Genomic DNA, 16,356 nt, shown 5'->3' on the forward strand with positions numbered 1-16,356 from the left:
TAAGCTCTTTTGCGCCGATGGTAGTTGGGGGTCTCCCCCTGTGAGAGTAGGACGTCGCTGGGCTATTTTATATTTTTATCTAGTTATTCTTTTGAGTGAACAAACACTCAATCAAACAGTCCAGTGATGATGGCAAAGAGGCCACACCCGTTCCCATCCCGAACACGGAAGTTAAGCTCTTTTGCGCCGATGGTAGTTGGGGGTCTCCCCCTGTGAGAGTAAGACGTCGCTGGGCACAATGAAAGAAAGTCGTTACCGATTCCGGTAACGGCTTTTTTGTTTGGAGAAAACCGGTCACAGCCATTGAAAACATCCAACCGACTGTTTTCCGAACCGCTGCTCTCAACCGGAATTGTTATAATGAAGTTAATCAATCAATGTGAGGATGGAAAATCATGACGCAACGACGCCCAATTGTGGATGCATTAATCGAATTTCAAAATAAACAACCCATTTCTTTTCATGTACCAGGACATAAACATGGCATCCTGTCGGGACTGCCGCAAGAAATTCAGTCAGCTCTTCAGTATGATGTGACAGAACTGGCGGGTCTGGATGATCTTCATTATCCGGAAGAGGCGATCAACGAGGCACAGCTTTTATTAGCGGAAGCTTATGGTGCGAAACGCAGCTTTTTGTTGGTCAACGGTTCAACTGTCGGAAATCTGGCGATGATTCACGCCGCTTGCAGAGAAGGGGATGTGGTCATTGTTCAGCGCAATTCCCATAAGTCGATCTTCCATGCGTTGGAGCTTGCACATGTGCGGCCCGTTTACGTTTCACCGCAATGGGATGAGGAATCCATGACAGCGGCTGCAGTGCCTCTAAAGGCAGTAGAAGAAGCGATAAAGGCCTATCCGGAAGCCAAGGCCATTGTACTGACCTATCCGAATTATTATGGAATGGTTTCCTACGAACTTACTGCCATTATTTCTTTATGCCATGAACATGGAATTGCCGTTCTGGTGGATGAAGCCCATGGTGCCCACTTTCAGGCAGGCGCTCCGTTTCCGGTCTCATCGTTGTCTCTTGGTGCAGATGTAGTCGTACAGTCAGCCCATAAAACATTGCCCGCTATGACGATGGGCTCTTTTTTACATATCGGAAGCGAACGTGTAAATGTGAAAAGAATCCAAAAATACTTACGGATGTTTCAATCAAGCAGTCCTTCGTATCTGATCCTTGCCTCATTGGATGACGCACGTTCTTATCTTCAAAATTATTCGCAGCCTGATATGCGGATGTTCAATGAAAAGAGGGAGCGTTTTCTCAGCAGCCTGCGGATGATTCCGCATTTGGCGGTGGTAGAGTCTGATGATCCGCTAAAAATAATGCTGAGGGTTTCCCATCACAGCGGCTACCAGCTCAAACAGAAGTTGGAACAAACAGGGGTTCATGTTGAACTGGCGGACCTTTATCAGGTCTTGTTGATCTTGCCTTTATTGAAACAATGGCATGCCTATCCATTTGCCGAAATTCGCAGCCGTTTAAAAGAAGCGGTACAGCTGTTGGAAGGCGAAGCGAGAAAAGACATGAGAGTCCAAGTGAAAACAGTATCCCAAGTAACAGTTCCCGAATTGTCTTTTGAAGAAATTGATTTGACGGATCAGGAATGGGTGCCTTATACACAAGTTATCGGCCGTATTGCAGCGGGTATGGTGATTCCATATCCACCGGGTATTCCGCTGGTGGTGGCGGGCGAGAAATGGACATTGGCCAAAGTCGAGGAGCTCATGAATTACCTGGCTTCTGATGCACAGATACAGGGAGACCACAGGCTCGCTTCTAAAGAATTGTCTGTGCTTCAGCAAGAAACATCCCGAGCATAAGAAATGCTTAAAGAGGGTATACTGTAACATCATTTACTTGGTACAGAATGTGGGGGATTTTCATGGAACAGGAAAAGTATGCAATCATTGATATCGGCTCGAATACCATCAGGCTCGTCATTTACACGCGGGATAAAAGCGGACGTTTTACAGAGAGTGAGAACGTGAAAGCCGTTGCTCGTCTCCGTAATTATTTAAATGAAGACAATGTGTTGGAACAGGAAGGCATCGATGTACTGATCAAGACTTTAAAAAGTTTTCAGGAAGTGACCCGCCATCATCAATTGAAAGACATCAAATGTGTGGCTACGGCGGCTGTGCGCCAAGCTGTAAATCAAGACAGCATTCTGGCAGCAGTGGAAAAAGAAACAGATTTTACGATGCGTATCCTCTCTGAATTTGAAGAGGCGAACTACGGTTACCTGGCCGTCGTCAATTCCACACCATTCGCCAGCGGCATCACGGTTGATATTGGTGGGGGCAGTACAGAAGTTACCTATTTCCATAATCGCCAGCTGATTTTTTTCTACAGTTTTCCGTTTGGTGCTTTATCATTGAAACAGCAATTTGTCGAAGGAAACACACCGACCAAAGGCGAATTGCGCGAGTTGCGGTCGTTTTTAAAAGAGCAGTTTGATCAATTGGAATGGCTGGCTGATAAGCGTTTGCCGTTGATCGGCATTGGGGGAAGTGCGCGGAACATGGCTCAGATCCATCAGGAGCATATTGAATATCCGCTGTCTGGTGTTCATCAATACATGATGAGCAGAGATGACGTAGAAGAAGTCAGTGATTTATTGAAGTCAGTGGATTTTTCAGAGCTGCAGCGCTTGGAAGGGCTGTCGAAGGACCGGGCGGATATCATCATCCCGGCTGTTGAAGTGTTCCGCTATTTAATGGAATTGATCGACACCAAACAGTTTGCCCTCAGCAGAAAAGGCTTAAGGGATGGTGTGTTTTATGAAGAGACGACCAAGGATTTCGATTTGTCGGTATTTCCAAATGTCGTGGAAGAAAGTTTTCACGAGTTGGCTATCGATTATGACATCAATTTGACCCATGCATTCCATGTTGCCAATAGTGCTTTGCTGATTTCAAAGGAATTGGAAGAGTTGGGCTTGCTGTCATTGGAAGAGTTGGACTATAAGCGTTTGAAGCTCAGCAGTGCACTCTATAATTTAGGGAGCTACATCGATTCGGAATCCAGCCATCAGCATACTTTTTACTTATTGGGCAACCGCACCATCGATGGTTTGCTGCACAAAGACCGGATCGTCATTGCTTTGATGGCTTCATTTAAAAATAAAGAGGTCTTTAAACGGAACGTTAATGTGTATGAGGAATGGTTCAATAAAGAAGAGTTGGCGAAATACAGCCTGCTTGGCGCTATCATCAAGCTGGCGTACAGTTTGAATGCAACTAAACGTGATATTGTGGAAACGATTGAGCTGGAAGAAAACGAGGACAAACTTGTTTTTTCTGTGCAATGCCGAGAAGATTGGAAGCCGGAACAATACCAGGTGGAAAAACAGAAAAAGCATTTAGAGAAGCAGTTAAAGAAAACGATTGATTTTAAATTTTACAAATAATTAACATTTCAAGTGACATATCTCGTATTGCTGACAGGCAGATGGTGATAGGATAGATAAATGGATTATAAGTAAAAGGTGGAGTCAAAATTGGAGACTTTAAAAAAGAAAAGCGTGGAACTCAGGGATCCTTCTTATTACAATAACCGCGAACTGAGCTGGCTGGCTTTTAATGAACGGGTCCTGCAGGAAGCCCTTGATAAACGGAACCCGTTATTGGAACGATTTAAATTTCTGGCGATTTTCAGCTCCAACCTGGATGAATTTTTTATGGTCCGTGTAGCAGGGCTGCAGGATCAGGTGAAAGTCGGGTTTACGAAACCCGAGAATAAAGCGGGAATGACGCCAAAGCAACAATTAAATGAAATTGCGATGAAGACCCATCAATTGGTGGATCTGCAATATGAAACGCTGCAAAAAACATTGTTGCCAAAGCTTCAAAAAGAGCACGTAGAATTCGTCAAAATGGCGGATTTAAGTGCAGACCAATTGGATATAATGGAACGGCATTTTGAGGATCATATTTTTCCGGTACTGACGCCAATGGCCATCGATGCTTACCGTCCATTTCCCATGTTGCTCAACAAAAGCATCAATTTGGCGGTGGTGCTGGAAGACGTAGAAGACCAGGCGGAAGAAGGGCAAAAAATCGCCATTGTCCAGGTGCCTTCTGTACTGGATCGGTTTGTCCGCCTGGAATCGAAAAAGGGCAGCTACAAACTGATTTTACTGGAAGATGTCATCAGTTTCTTCATTCGCAAACTTTTTCATGGTTTTAAGGTGATTTCAACGTCGGTATTCCGGATTACCCGCAATGCCGACATGACGATCCATGAAGAAGGCGCACGTGATTTGCTGAAGGAAATTGAAGAAGAGCTCCGGAAACGCAAATGGGGAGCGGCTGTCCGGCTGGAGATTCAGCAGCCAGGATTTGATCCGGCCATTTTGGAATACTTGACCAATGAACTGGAAGTCCATAAAAAAGATGTCTATGCTATTGAAGGATTTTTGGATTTGACGGTGTTTTTCAGCTTTTATAAAAAAATGGCACCAGTTTGGGAGCATTTGGTCTTTGAAGGCAAAGTGTCGCAGCTGCCGGCAGGGATGGAAACAGGCAAGCAGATTTTTCAAAAGGTCAGTGAGCAGGATGTTTTTCTTCATCATCCGTATGAATCATTTGAACCGGTCGTTCAATTTATTTCAGAAGCCGCTGATGATCCCGATGTCCTAGCCATCAAGCAGACCCTTTACCGGGTGAGCGGTGATTCTCCGGTAATCAAGGCTCTGAAAAGAGCTGCTGAGAATGGCAAACAAGTAACCGTGCTGGTTGAATTAAAGGCCCGCTTTGACGAGGAAAATAATGTCCAATGGGCAAAAGAGTTGGAAAAGGCGGGATGCCACGTTATTTATGGCATGACGCATTTGAAAACCCATAGCAAAATCACCTTGGTCGTGCGGAAAAAAGACGATAAAATTGAGCGTTTCGTGCATTTAGGAACCGGCAATTACAACGATCAGACGGCAAAAATCTATACAGATATGAGCTTGTTCACCTCGAAAAGGCAGTTTGGAATTGATGCTACCAACTTCTTCAATTATTTAAGCGGCTATACCGAGAAGCCGGAGTTCCATTATTTATCGGTAGCGCCTTTTACGATTCGGACCGATATCATCGACTTGATCGATACGGAAATTCGTTTCCAAAAAAAGCATGGCAATGGCCGCATCATTGCGAAGATGAACTCACTGACGGATAAGCTCATTATTATGAAGTTGTATGAAGCGTCCAATGCAGGTGTGAAAGTGGATTTGATTGTCAGAGGGATCTGCTGCCTGCGTCCAGGAATCCCAGGGGTCAGTGAGAACATTCAGGTTCGGAGCATCGTGGGCAGCTTGTTGGAGCATAGCCGTGTCTATTACTTTAACCATAACGGCAAAGGACGGACCTTCTTATCTTCAGCGGATATGATGACGCGGAATTTAAATAACCGCATTGAAATTTTATTTCCGATTGTTGACGAAACCATTAAACAGCAAGTGAAAAACATACTGGAATTGGGGCTTGCCGATAATGTCAAAGCCAGACAGCAGGATGCGGACGGGGTTTACCATTATGTGCCGCGCAAGGACGATGAGCCAGTGATAGACAGCCAAATGGAGTTGTTCCGCCGGGCATATCAAGTGGCAGAAGATGAAGAATAGTTGGTTTTCTGCTGGTCACTATAAAATCGAAGCCATTTCGTGTATAGTAAAAAGAGTTTGAAACAGTAGAAAATAATTAACTTCATGGAATAAGGTGAGCTGGAAAATGAGTTATTTAATCAACCTAGAAGGTGGAGAAGGATCGGGAAAGTCAACGGTCCTGAAAATGCTGGCAACTGCGTTGGAGGAAAAAGGATTTTCTGTGGTTTGCACGCGTGAGCCAGGCGGCATCGACATAGCCGAACAAATCCGCCAAGTGATCTTGGACCGGAACAACACCGCAATGGACGCGCGAACAGAAGCTTTATTATATGCAGCAGCGAGAAGGCAGCATTTGGTCGAAAAAATTATTCCAGCACTCGAAGCGGGAAGCATCGTTTTATGTGATCGTTACATTGATTCGAGTCTAGCTTATCAGGGCTATGCACGGGGTCTTGGAATGGAAGAGATCTTCGCCATCAACAAGTTTGCCATCGATGAATACATGCCGGATCTGACGCTTTATTTTGATGTCAATCCGAAAGTGGGTCTGGCACGGATCGAAAAAGATTCAGACCGTGAGATCAACCGCTTGGATGTAGAATCAATGAAATTCCATTACAAAGTAAGAGAAGGATACCTCTTGCTGTTGAGCCAGAATCCCGAACGAATTCGCTTGATCAATGCAGAAAATGAACTGGACATCGTTTATGCTGATGCATTGGAAACAGCTGTACGATTTATAGAAGAACGGCAAGCGGCAGTTGATCCTTCTTAGGGTCAGCTGTCTTTTTGATAAGACCGTTTTTTTGGCAAAGAGCTGGAAAGATATGCAGCGTATATCTTTGTTCATGTTATACTTATATAGAAGAAAGACAAAAAGGAGTGAGTGCTGATGAAACTCGTAGTAGCAGTTGTACAGGACCAAGACAGTAACCGATTATCCAACGCGTTAACAAAAAATGATTTCCGGGCTACCAAGCTTGCCAGTACAGGGGGGTTTTTGCGCTCAGGGAATACAACCTTTTTAATCGGTGTAGAGGATGACCTGGTACCGAAGTTGCTGGATTTGATTCGTGAAAACTGCCGGTCTCGTGAACAGATGGTAGCACCTGTATCGCCGATGGGTGGAAATGCTGACTCGTATATTCCTTATCCTGTGGAAGTTGAAGTGGGCGGAGCAACTATTTTCGTCTTGCCGATTGAACAATTCCACCACTTTTAAATAAAGGCGGCTGCCCGGCAGCCAGTACGATAAAATAAAACCCGTGCTCCAACCGGAACACGGGATTTTTTACAAAGTCTGAAGGTGAAGTTTGTGCAAAAAACAATTGATGAATTTTTGGAAATGCAGCCAGTGGTGATGAAGCGGCTCCAAGGTGCTTATTCAAAAGACCGGTTAGCGCACGCTTATCTGTTTGAAGGTCCGGCTGGTTCTGGCAAAACGGAAATTACGCATTTTTTCGTCAAGCTGCTGCTGTGTGAATCGCCTGTGGAAAATGTTCCATGTGAAACATGTCGAAGTTGTCAGCTCTATAATTCCGGCAACCACACCAACGTTCTTTTCATCGAACCGGATGGCCAAAACATAAAAATTGACCAAATCCGAGAGTTAATCTTCAAATTGAATAAAACCGGTTTGAATACAGGCCGTAAAATATACGTGATTGAACAGGCAGACCGCATGAACAATTCTTCTGCCAATGCTTTGCTGAAGTTTTTGGAAGAGCCTGAGTTTAATGTGACAGCCATCCTATTGACTGAGAGGCTCAATGCATTGATGAGCACAATCCGTTCCAGGTGCCAACTGGTTTCTTTTCGTCCGCTGTCGCGTCCCAAGCTTATGGAAAAACTGATAGCAGATGGAATGACTGGATCAATGGCTGCAACTGTCAGCATGCTGACGCAAAGTGAAGAAGAAGCTGTCTTGTTGGCTCAAGATGAGCAATTTGCCCAGGCCAGAAAAACCGTGTTGAAACTGGTGGAAGTGGCTGGCAGCAATGTTCATGAGGCTCTTTTGATGCTTCAAGCCGAATGGCTGCCATTATTTAAAGAAAAAGAAGATGCCGAAAGAGGTCTGGACATGTTATTATTTGCATATCGGGACATTGCTTCGGTAAAAGCAGGTCTTGAAACTGCACGAACATATCCAGACATGGAAGAAACTTGGAAGCAGATGGCTCTCCAGCGTTCTTTTACGGTATTGTCGAAGCAGTTGCAGGCCGTTTTACAGGCCAAACAACAATTGCCGCGCAATATGAACCGGACGCTGTTGATGGAGCAGTTAATGCTGAATCTGCAGGAGGGGTAGCAATTGTATAATGTCATAGGTGTCCGCTTTAAGAAAGCGGGTAAAATATATTATTTTGATCCAGGTGCATTAGGGATTGAAAAAGACGATTACGTCATTGTGGAAACAGCACGAGGCGTAGAGTATGGAAAAGTGGTTGTACCAACGAAAACTGTTGGAGAAAACGATGTAGTTCTGCCTTTGAAACAAGTGGTAAGAGTGGCAACTGACCGCGATCGCCACCAGGTGGAAGAAAATCGTTTGGAAGCAAGCCGTGCCTTCGAACTGGGAACCGACAAAATTGAAGAGCATCGCTTGGATATGAAATTGGTAGATGTCGAATACACTTTCGACCGCAATAAAGTCATTTTTTACTTTACGGCGGAAGGCCGTGTGGATTTCCGGAACTTGGTGAAAGACTTGGCTTCCATTTTCCGTACACGCATCGAACTTCGCCAAATCGGCGTTCGGGATGAAGCGAAAATGCTTGGCGGTATCGGTCCTTGTGGGCGGATGCTTTGCTGTTCAACATTTTTAGGGGATTTTGAGCCGGTTTCCATCAAAATGGCGAAAGATCAAAACCTATCGCTGAACCCTTCGAAAATCTCTGGTTTATGCGGCCGTTTAATGTGCTGCTTAAAATACGAGAATGACGAGTATGAAACAGCGAAAAAAGAAATGCCGGATGTCGGTACACGAGTAACAACACCGGATGGCGAAGGCCGTGTTGTAGGTATGAATATTTTAGAGCGGGTGTTGAAAATCCGATTGACTGAGCAGGAACAGACACTTGAATACACATTAGATGAGATAATGGGCCAAGGAACGAGAGCGTGAGGTGGTTTTAGGTGAAGGAAAAGAATTTTTTGGACACGGTAATGGAGTTTGAACAGCAACTCCAATCCATGCAAGAACAATTCAGCGAATTAAAAGCAGTGGTAGCTCGGACGATGGAAGAACATCATGCGCTGCAATTGGAGAATCATCATTTGCGCGCGCGGTTGGATGAGTTTCATCAAGCAGTGCCGGAAGTAGCTGCTGTAGATCCGGTGAAATTGAAAAAAGCTGTTATGGATATTGGTGAAGGCTATGATAACTTAGCCCGCTTGTATCATGAAGGCTACCATGTCTGCAATGTACATTTCGGCAGTTCCCGAAAAGGCGACGATTGCCTGTTCTGTTTATCGTTCCTGAATAAACAGAACTGAACATAAAGGCAGAAGAAAGCTGTCTGTAAGATAATAAAGAGAAAGGCTTCCGACACTTCGTGTGGCGGCAGCCTTTTGTTATGCTAGGAGTTGAAAAGATGTTAGTGGATGATGAAAGATTGGATTATTTATTGGCGGAAGACCTGCGGATCATTCAAAGTCCGTCGGTGTTTTCCTTTTCTTTGGATGCGGTATTATTGGCACGTTTTGCGTATGTTCCATTGAAGCGCGGCACCATTGTAGATCTGTGCACAGGGAATGGAGCGATTCCTTTGTTTCTGAGTGCCCGTACAGAATCACGGATCATTGGCGTAGAATTGCAGGAACGGCTTGCGCATATGGCACGCCGCAGCGTGGAATACAATGGCTTGGAGCAGCAAATTGAAATTGTTGAAGGCGACGTCAAACATATGCCGGCGCAGCTTGGGTTTGAAAAATACGATGTAGTCACCTGCAACCCGCCTTATTTTCCAGCACATGAAATGAGCGATAAAAATATCAGTGAACACATGGCTATTGCGCGGCATGAGCTGCACTTAACCTTGGATGAGGCGGTATTGTCGGCGAGCCAATTGTTGAAGCAAGGGGGGAAAGCGGCATTTGTCCATCGTTCAGGCCGTCTGATCGATTTGATTGCGTCAATGCGTGCGAACCGCTTAGAACCGAAACGGATCCGCCTTGTATATCCGAAAGCGGGCAAGGAAGCCAATACTTTGTTGATTGAAGGCATTAAAGACGGCAAACCAGATTTAAAGATCTTGCCTCCTTTGATTGTCTACGGAGACGACGGCGAGTATACCGAAGAAGTGCGGGAATTGTTATATGGCAGCCAGTGATCATTATTTTTATGTGCTGGAATGTGCCGACGGGTCGTTTTATGCTGGCTATACCAACAACCTTGAAAAGCGGCTGGCGGCGCATAACGCTGGAAAAGGTGCGAAATACACACGCGCCAAAGGGCCGTCCAAGCTGATCCATCACGAATGCTACGACACGAAACCGGCAGCAATGAAAGCGGAATATGCCTTCAAGCAGTTAACGAAGGCACAGAAAATCCATTATATTGCTGAAGGAAAGGAGAACGGCAAATGAAATCCCAAAAAAGTTTCCAGCATCAACAACCCACCTTGTATTTGGTGGCCACTCCAATCGGCAACCTGGAAGATATGACGATCCGTGCATTGCGTATTTTAAAAGAAGTGGACATCATTGCAGCGGAAGATACGCGCAACACGAAAAACCTCTGCAATTATTTTGATATCCAGACCAAATTAGTCAGCTACCACGAACACAACCAGGAAAGCGGAGGCTTCAAAATCCTCTCGTACCTGGAAGAAGGCAAGTCAGTAGCTTTGGTCAGCGATGCCGGCATGCCGTGTATTTCCGATCCAGGAGAAGACATCGTCAAACGGGCGGTTGCCGAAGGATTTCCTGTTGTGCCGATTCCTGGAGCCAATGCAGCCCTTAGTGCACTGATTGCTTCAGGGATTTCGCCGCAGCCTTTTTTGTTCTACGGATTCTTATCGCGCAATAAAAAAGAGCGGCAGGCAGAGTTGGACATACTCAGCCAAAAAGAAGAGACCCTGATCTTTTACGAAGCACCTCACCGGCTGAAAGAAAGCTTGAAGAGTATGCAAAAAGCGGTCGGCAATGAACGGAAAATCACCTTGGCCCGGGAATTGACGAAGAAATTCGAAGAGTTTCTGAGAGGCACTGTTGAAGAAGCGGTAATATGGGCAGAAGAAAATGAAATCCGCGGAGAATTTTGTTTGGTGTTGGAAGGCAATGCAGATCCAGAGCCTTTGGAGAACGTAAAGTGGTGGGAAAGTTTATCCATCGAAGAACACGTGGACCAGCTGATGGAAACCAAAAACCTGACATCCAAAGAGGCCATCAAAGAAGCGGCCATCGAACGCCAGCTGTCTAAGCGAGAAGTCTATCAGGCTTATCATACTTAGAAAAGCGGAAGCGCCCGTATAGGCCTGACGGGCATAAGACGAGCTGGCGAAGCGGCGCTCTTTGCCGCATAGCCAGATGGGCTTATGACCCTAGGGCCTGGGCGCTGAAGCTGGACAAAGAAAAGCTGAAGCAGCCTCTACGCTGAAGCTAGGTACTGAAAATAGCTACTCTGTCTTTGCAAGCATCAAAAAAACCAGGATGCATTAGCTTCCTGGTTTTTTTTATCTTACTTCTTTAAGTTGTTTTGGATCTCTTTTACCAGCATTTCTGCGCCTTCAGTGCTTAAGATCAATTTGCCGCCAACCAATTGCATGTTGTCGTCTGATACTTCGCCTGTAACTGCACAAGTCATGTTTGGTAAATACTTTTTCAAGATAATTTTGTCATCATCTACGTAAATTTCCAAAGCGTCTTTCTCTGCGATTCCCAAAGTACGACGCAATTCGATTGGAATAACTACACGCCCTAATTCGTCAACTTTCCGAACGATACCTGTTGATTTCATAATAATAGTCCTCCTTTTATTTTATCGGATGTATTCGTCAAAATTCGACATTTACCACTTCCTGTCATAAATCATACCAACTACTGGCAATTAGGTCAATAAAAAACTATCGAATTTATAATGAAATTTTATAAGGTGTATCATATTTTTGATATTCATGAGTTTTGAAGTCATAATTTTGACATAGTTGTATAGGAAGCCCTAAAAAAACGACGCAGCATTAGCTGGAAAATGTCGAATTTCACTGGAAAATGGCTTTGTCGAATTGAAAGATTGTACAAAATAGGGGACTTCGTTAAAATAAGGATTATACTAAAAAACTGGAGGAATTTTTCGTGACTGCTAACAAAGACACCTTTTATTTAACTACACCGATTTATTACCCAAGCGGAAAATTCCACATTGGAACGGCTTATACGACAGTCGCTTCTGATGCGATGGTGCGCTATAAGCGTTTGCGTGGATTTGATGTCCGGTTTTTGACCGGAATGGATGAACATGGCCAAAAAATTGAAGAAAAAGCAAAAGAAGCTGGCAAAGAGCCACAGGAATTTGTAGATGACATGGCCGAGGCTGCTAAAAAAGTTTGGGCGACTATGGATATTACGTACGATGATTTCATCCGGACTACGGAGAACCGCCATAAAGAAGGCGTCGAGCGGATTTTCAAAACGTTCCTCGACAATGGCGATATTTATAAAGGCGAATATGAAGGCTGGTATTGTACACCTTGTGAATCGTTCTTCACGGAAAATCAATTGGATAACGGCAACTGCCCAGACTGCGGCCGCCCAGTCCATAAAGTAAAAGAGGAATCGTATTTCTTCAACATGAAAAAATACGCTGGCCGTCTTTTGGAATACTACGAAAATAACGTAGAGTTTATTGAGCCTGAATCACGCAAAAATGAAATGATCAATAATTTCATCAAACCGGGATTAGAGGATCTGTCGGTTTCACGGACTTCCTTTGATTGGGGAATTCCGGTTCCTGGAGACCCGAAACATGTCATTTATGTATGGGTTGACGCGCTGTCCAACTACATCACTTCTCTTGGCTACGGCTCAGAAGACGATAGCTTGTTCAATAAATACTGGCCGGCTGATGTCCATGTAGTCGGCAAAGACATCGTCCGTTTCCACACAATCTATTGGCCGATTTTCTTGATGGCTTTGGATCTGCCCTTGCCGAAGAAAGTTTTCGCCCATGGCTTTATCATGATGAAAGACGGCAAAATGTCGAAATCCAAAGGCAATGTCGTTTATCCGGAAATGCTCGTAGAACGTTATGGGTTGGATGCGACGCGTTATTTCCTATTGCGTGAACTGCCATTTGGTTCTGACGGCGTCTTTTCACCGGAGTCGTTTGTGGAACGCACCAATTTTGATTTGGCTAATGACTTGGGGAATTTATTGAACCGTACAGTCTCGATGATCAATAAATACTTTGATGGAGCCATACCTGAAATCAACGGGCTGCAAACCGAATTCGACGGGCCACTTCAACGTGTAGCCGCGCAGACGGTAAAAGTCTATGAGCAACATATGGAAAGAATGCAATTCAGCATCGTCTTAAGTGAAGTGTGGGCACTGATTTCACGCACCAATAAATACATTGATGAAACACAGCCATGGGTATTGGCGAAAGATGAAGCTGCCAAGGAGCAATTGGCATCTGTTATGGCGCACTTGGCAGAAAGCCTTCGCATGACTGCGGTTATGTTGCAGCCATTCTTACCGAATGCACCGAAACAAATCATCGAGCAGCTTGGATTGACAGAAGAAGCTCTTGGCTGGGATACGCTTCAAGGCTTCGGCCAAATTCCTGGAGGCACTCAAGTCGTGTCAAAAGGAACGCCAATCTTCCCGCGCCTTGAGCTGGAACCGGAAGTAGCATATATCCGTGACCAAATGCGCGGTACTGAATCGCCTGCTGCAGAAGAACCGGCGGTCGTGGAAGTTCCGGACGTACCGGAAATTGCGATTGAGGATTTTGCGAAAGTGGATTTGCGTGTAGCGACAGTGACAGATTGTGAAGCTGTGCCGAAAACGTCCAAACTGCTGAAACTTCAGTTGGACATGGGCTATGAGCATCGGCAAGTGGTGTCCGGTATTGCGGAACATTACAAACCAGCTGACCTGGTCGGCAAAAAAGTAGTCGTCGTAGCGAACTTGAAACCGGTGAAATTGCGTGGCGAACTCTCGCAAGGAATGATCCTGGCTGGTGAAAAAGACGGGTATCTGACTTTGGCATCGGTCGCTGAAAAGCTCCCGAACGGCTCGAAAATTAAATAAGATTACTGGAAAAGACCTGTTTTGACCCACTGTTATCAGTGGGTCTTTTTTTGTTTTTGTGGGTTTTAATGCCCAGTATTACAGAGAAAAAAGCGCTTTTGACATTGAACTAACATGTTTTGTTACCTAATTGTAATGTTGCTGTGAAGAAAGATACAGGTAGAACCATTAGAATAAAGCTTAATGTGAGGAGAATGATTGATGTTTATCGATACCCATGTACATTTAAATGCAGACCAATATGATGAGGACCTTGTACAAGTCATTGAGCGCGCAAGAGAAAATCACGTGGAGAAAATGGTAGTCATCGGCTTCGACCGAAAAACGATCGAACGGGCCATCGATTTGGCCGAAACTTATGAATTCATCTTCGCGGTAGTTGGTTGGCATCCAGTTGATGCAATCGATTGTACTGAAGAAGATCTGAAATGGATTGAAGAGCTTGCTGCTCATCCAAAAGTAGTGGGAATCGGGGAGACCGGATTGGATTACTACTGGGACAAATCACCAAAAGAAGTACAGCAGGAAATTTTCCGGAAGCAGATTCGGTTGGCAAAAAAAGTCAAATTGCCGATTATTATCCATAACCGGGAAGCTACAGAAGATGTGCTGACAATTCTTCGAGAAGAAAACGCGAAAGAAATCGGCGGTGTCATGCATTGCTTTAGTGGCAGTGTGGAGACGGCCCGTGAAAGTATAGAAATGAACTTCATGATTTCGCTTGGCGGACCCGTAACATTCAAAAATGCCAAAAAGCCGAAAGAAGTGGCCGAGTTGATTTCACTTGATCACTTGATGATTGAGACAGATGCTCCATATCTAGCTCCCCATCCCTACCGGGGAAAAAGAAACGAACCATCTTATGTGCCATTGGTTGCGGAAGAAATTGCGCGATTGAAAGGAATTTCAGTAGAAGAGGTCGCCAAAGCGACAACACAAAACGCAGAAAAGTTTTATAAGCTTTCTCAAATAAAGTGAAATTGAGAAATTCGTATTGATTGACACATTGGAAATGAGCCCATATAATCACTCAGGTGAAGAAGGAGGAGTTATTTTTGTCAAATGAAGCAAATAATACCAATTCATCAAAAATATTCAAAGGTAAATCATTGGCGGTCACAATCGCAACTGTATTGTTGTTCGCAGCGGTTTTAACTTTTGCTATATATGAAGGTACAAAAAATACTGTTATCGTAACAGCGAATGGTGAACAGGAAGAAGTAAGAACACATGCAGAAACAGTTGGAGCATTTTTGGAGGAACAGGAAATCGAAGCTGGAGAACATGATTTCTTAAGCCATTCAAAGGAAACGCCGATCAATGAAGATTTGGCACTCGAGTGGGATGCAGCAGAACAATATAACGTAACAGTTGATGGAAAAGCTACTTCTGCATGGACAACTGAAAATACAGTGTCCGAAATTTTAGCTAAAGCAAATGTTGAACTTACAAAACATGATAAAGTATCACCTGCTTTGGATGAACAAGTAGATGAAGAAACAACCATTTCAGTTGAAAAAGCCTATGAAGTTACTATTCAAGACGGTCTTAATGAAAAGAAAGTATGGTCTACTTCGACTACGGTCGCTGACTTTTTAAAACAACATAAAGTTTCTTTAGGCAAACTTGACCGAGTGGAAAAAGAAATGGACGAACTGGTTCTTCCAAATTCAAAAGTCAAAGTGGTTCGTGTTGAAAAGGTCACCGATGTAGTCGAAGATACTGTGAAATATGCAGTAGAGACAAAAAAAGACGATTCATTGCTTAAAGGCAACGAAAAAGTCGTTCAAAAAGGCGCAAATGGTGTAGTTAAAAAAACGTATGAAGTAATCAAAGAAAACGGTAAAGAAGTAAAACGTGATCTTAAAAACGAAAAAGTTGTAAAAGAACCAACCAAGCAAGTAACGGCAGTCGGTACGAAGACAGTTGTAGCCAGCGTCTCACGTGGGGCTCAAACAAAAGCGGCACCAGCAGCAAAAGCAACACCTGCAACACAGGCAGCTCCTGCACAAGAGAAAAAGCAGGAGAAAGCAGCAGTGAAAACGGCTTCTGTTGAAAAAGCAGCAACGCCAGCACCAGCAAAAGCTGAACCGGCAAAAGCCCAACCAGCTGAAGAGCCAGCAGGCGGTAAAGAATTCTACGTGTCAGCTACAGCTTATACAGCAAGCTGCACGGGATGCTCGGGCATTACAGCGACAGGCATCAACCTGCATGCCAATCCAGGCCTTAAAGTAATTGCAGTGGATCCTAGCGTTATTCCGCTAGGCTCTAAAGTATGGGTTGAAGGTTACGGCAACGCAATCGCAGGCGATACAGGCGGAGCAATCAAAGGCAATAAAATCGATTTGTTCATGGCCAATAAATCCGATGCATTGTCATTTGGGCGCAAACAAGTAAAAGTGAGAGTACTTAACTAATCTACAAACCATTCCACTACAGGCTTTCCTGGGATATTTCCCGGGAAAGCTTTTTACATGTCTACCCGCCAACGTGTAGAATAA

The 16,356-nt window shown here is 44.5% G+C and carries 15 protein-coding genes and 1 rRNA gene; 15 read left to right on the forward strand and 1 reads right to left on the reverse strand.

Annotation, left to right across the window (positions count from 1 at the left end):
- The first annotated feature begins 119 nt into the window (after window positions 1-119).
- From rrf to rsmI, 12 genes are all read left to right on the forward strand, one after another.
- Window positions 120-235 (forward strand): 5S ribosomal RNA (gene rrf, locus IRE19_RS17975).
- Window positions 236-395: 160 nt separating this feature from the next.
- On the forward strand, window positions 396-1,829 hold the full coding sequence (locus IRE19_RS17980; RefSeq protein ID WP_203341412.1) for an aminotransferase class I/II-fold pyridoxal phosphate-dependent enzyme: 1,434 nt from the start codon (window positions 396-398) through the stop codon (window positions 1,827-1,829).
- Between the two features lie 62 nt (window positions 1,830-1,891).
- The gene (gene ppx / locus IRE19_RS17985) at window positions 1,892-3,418 is read left to right on the forward strand and encodes an exopolyphosphatase (protein ID WP_203341413.1); all 1,527 of its coding nucleotides are present in this window, start codon (window positions 1,892-1,894) and stop codon (window positions 3,416-3,418) included.
- 90 nt (window positions 3,419-3,508) lie between these two features.
- A complete protein-coding gene (locus IRE19_RS17990; RefSeq protein WP_191716899.1) occupies window positions 3,509-5,620 on the forward strand; it encodes an RNA degradosome polyphosphate kinase in 2,112 nt (703 codons plus the stop codon).
- A gap of 106 nt (window positions 5,621-5,726) precedes the next feature.
- A complete protein-coding gene (tmk, locus tag IRE19_RS17995) occupies window positions 5,727-6,377 on the forward strand; it encodes a dTMP kinase (RefSeq protein ID WP_191716900.1) in 651 nt (216 codons plus the stop codon).
- A 117-nt stretch (window positions 6,378-6,494) separates the two neighbouring features.
- A complete protein-coding gene (darA, locus tag IRE19_RS18000; RefSeq protein WP_191716901.1) occupies window positions 6,495-6,824 on the forward strand; it encodes a cyclic di-AMP receptor DarA in 330 nt (109 codons plus the stop codon).
- Window positions 6,825-6,917: 93 nt separating this feature from the next.
- A complete protein-coding gene (gene holB / locus IRE19_RS18005) occupies window positions 6,918-7,910 on the forward strand; it encodes a DNA polymerase III subunit delta' (RefSeq protein ID WP_203341414.1) in 993 nt (330 codons plus the stop codon).
- 3 nt (window positions 7,911-7,913) lie between these two features.
- Complete coding sequence (locus tag IRE19_RS18010) at window positions 7,914-8,726, forward strand: PSP1 domain-containing protein (protein WP_191716903.1); 813 nt, start codon at window positions 7,914-7,916, stop codon at window positions 8,724-8,726.
- An 11-nt stretch (window positions 8,727-8,737) separates the two neighbouring features.
- On the forward strand, window positions 8,738-9,097 hold the full coding sequence (gene yabA / locus IRE19_RS18015) for a DNA replication initiation control protein YabA (RefSeq protein WP_191716904.1): 360 nt from the start codon (window positions 8,738-8,740) through the stop codon (window positions 9,095-9,097).
- A gap of 98 nt (window positions 9,098-9,195) precedes the next feature.
- The gene (locus IRE19_RS18020; protein ID WP_203341415.1) at window positions 9,196-9,933 is read left to right on the forward strand and encodes a tRNA1(Val) (adenine(37)-N6)-methyltransferase; all 738 of its coding nucleotides are present in this window, start codon (window positions 9,196-9,198) and stop codon (window positions 9,931-9,933) included.
- Window positions 9,920-10,189 (forward strand): GIY-YIG nuclease family protein, encoded by a 270-nt coding sequence (locus tag IRE19_RS18025; protein ID WP_203341416.1) that lies wholly within the window; start codon window positions 9,920-9,922, stop codon window positions 10,187-10,189. Before IRE19_RS18020 ends, IRE19_RS18025 begins: the two co-directional genes overlap by 14 nt.
- Entirely contained in the window at window positions 10,186-11,055 is an 870-nt protein-coding gene (rsmI, locus tag IRE19_RS18030) for a 16S rRNA (cytidine(1402)-2'-O)-methyltransferase (RefSeq protein WP_203341417.1), read from the forward strand. Before IRE19_RS18025 ends, rsmI begins: the two co-directional genes overlap by 4 nt.
- A 227-nt stretch (window positions 11,056-11,282) precedes the next feature.
- Here rsmI and abrB read toward each other — a convergent pair whose 3' ends face one another.
- A complete protein-coding gene (abrB, locus tag IRE19_RS18035; RefSeq protein ID WP_006830747.1) occupies window positions 11,283-11,561 on the reverse strand; it encodes a transition state genes transcriptional regulator AbrB in 279 nt (92 codons plus the stop codon).
- A gap of 335 nt (window positions 11,562-11,896) precedes the next feature.
- On the opposite strand from abrB, the gene metG reads away from it, so the two are divergent.
- The 3 genes from metG to IRE19_RS18050 all read left to right on the forward strand — a co-directional run bounded on the left by metG (window position 11,897) and on the right by IRE19_RS18050 (window position 16,272).
- Window positions 11,897-13,855: a methionine--tRNA ligase gene (gene metG, locus IRE19_RS18040; protein WP_203341418.1), complete on the forward strand. Its 1,959-nt coding sequence runs from the start codon at window positions 11,897-11,899 to the stop codon at window positions 13,853-13,855.
- A 201-nt stretch (window positions 13,856-14,056) separates the two neighbouring features.
- Window positions 14,057-14,833, forward strand: coding sequence for a TatD family hydrolase (locus IRE19_RS18045; protein ID WP_191716909.1), 777 nt, complete (start codon window positions 14,057-14,059; stop codon window positions 14,831-14,833).
- 77 nt (window positions 14,834-14,910) lie between these two features.
- Window positions 14,911-16,272: a G5 and 3D domain-containing protein gene (locus tag IRE19_RS18050; RefSeq protein WP_203341419.1), complete on the forward strand. Its 1,362-nt coding sequence runs from the start codon at window positions 14,911-14,913 to the stop codon at window positions 16,270-16,272.
- Window positions 16,273-16,356 lie beyond the last annotated feature (84 nt).

The sequence above is a fragment of the Planococcus beijingensis genome (assembly GCF_016820615.1).
Lineage (GTDB): Bacteria > Bacillota > Bacilli > Bacillales_A > Planococcaceae > Planococcus > Planococcus notacanthi.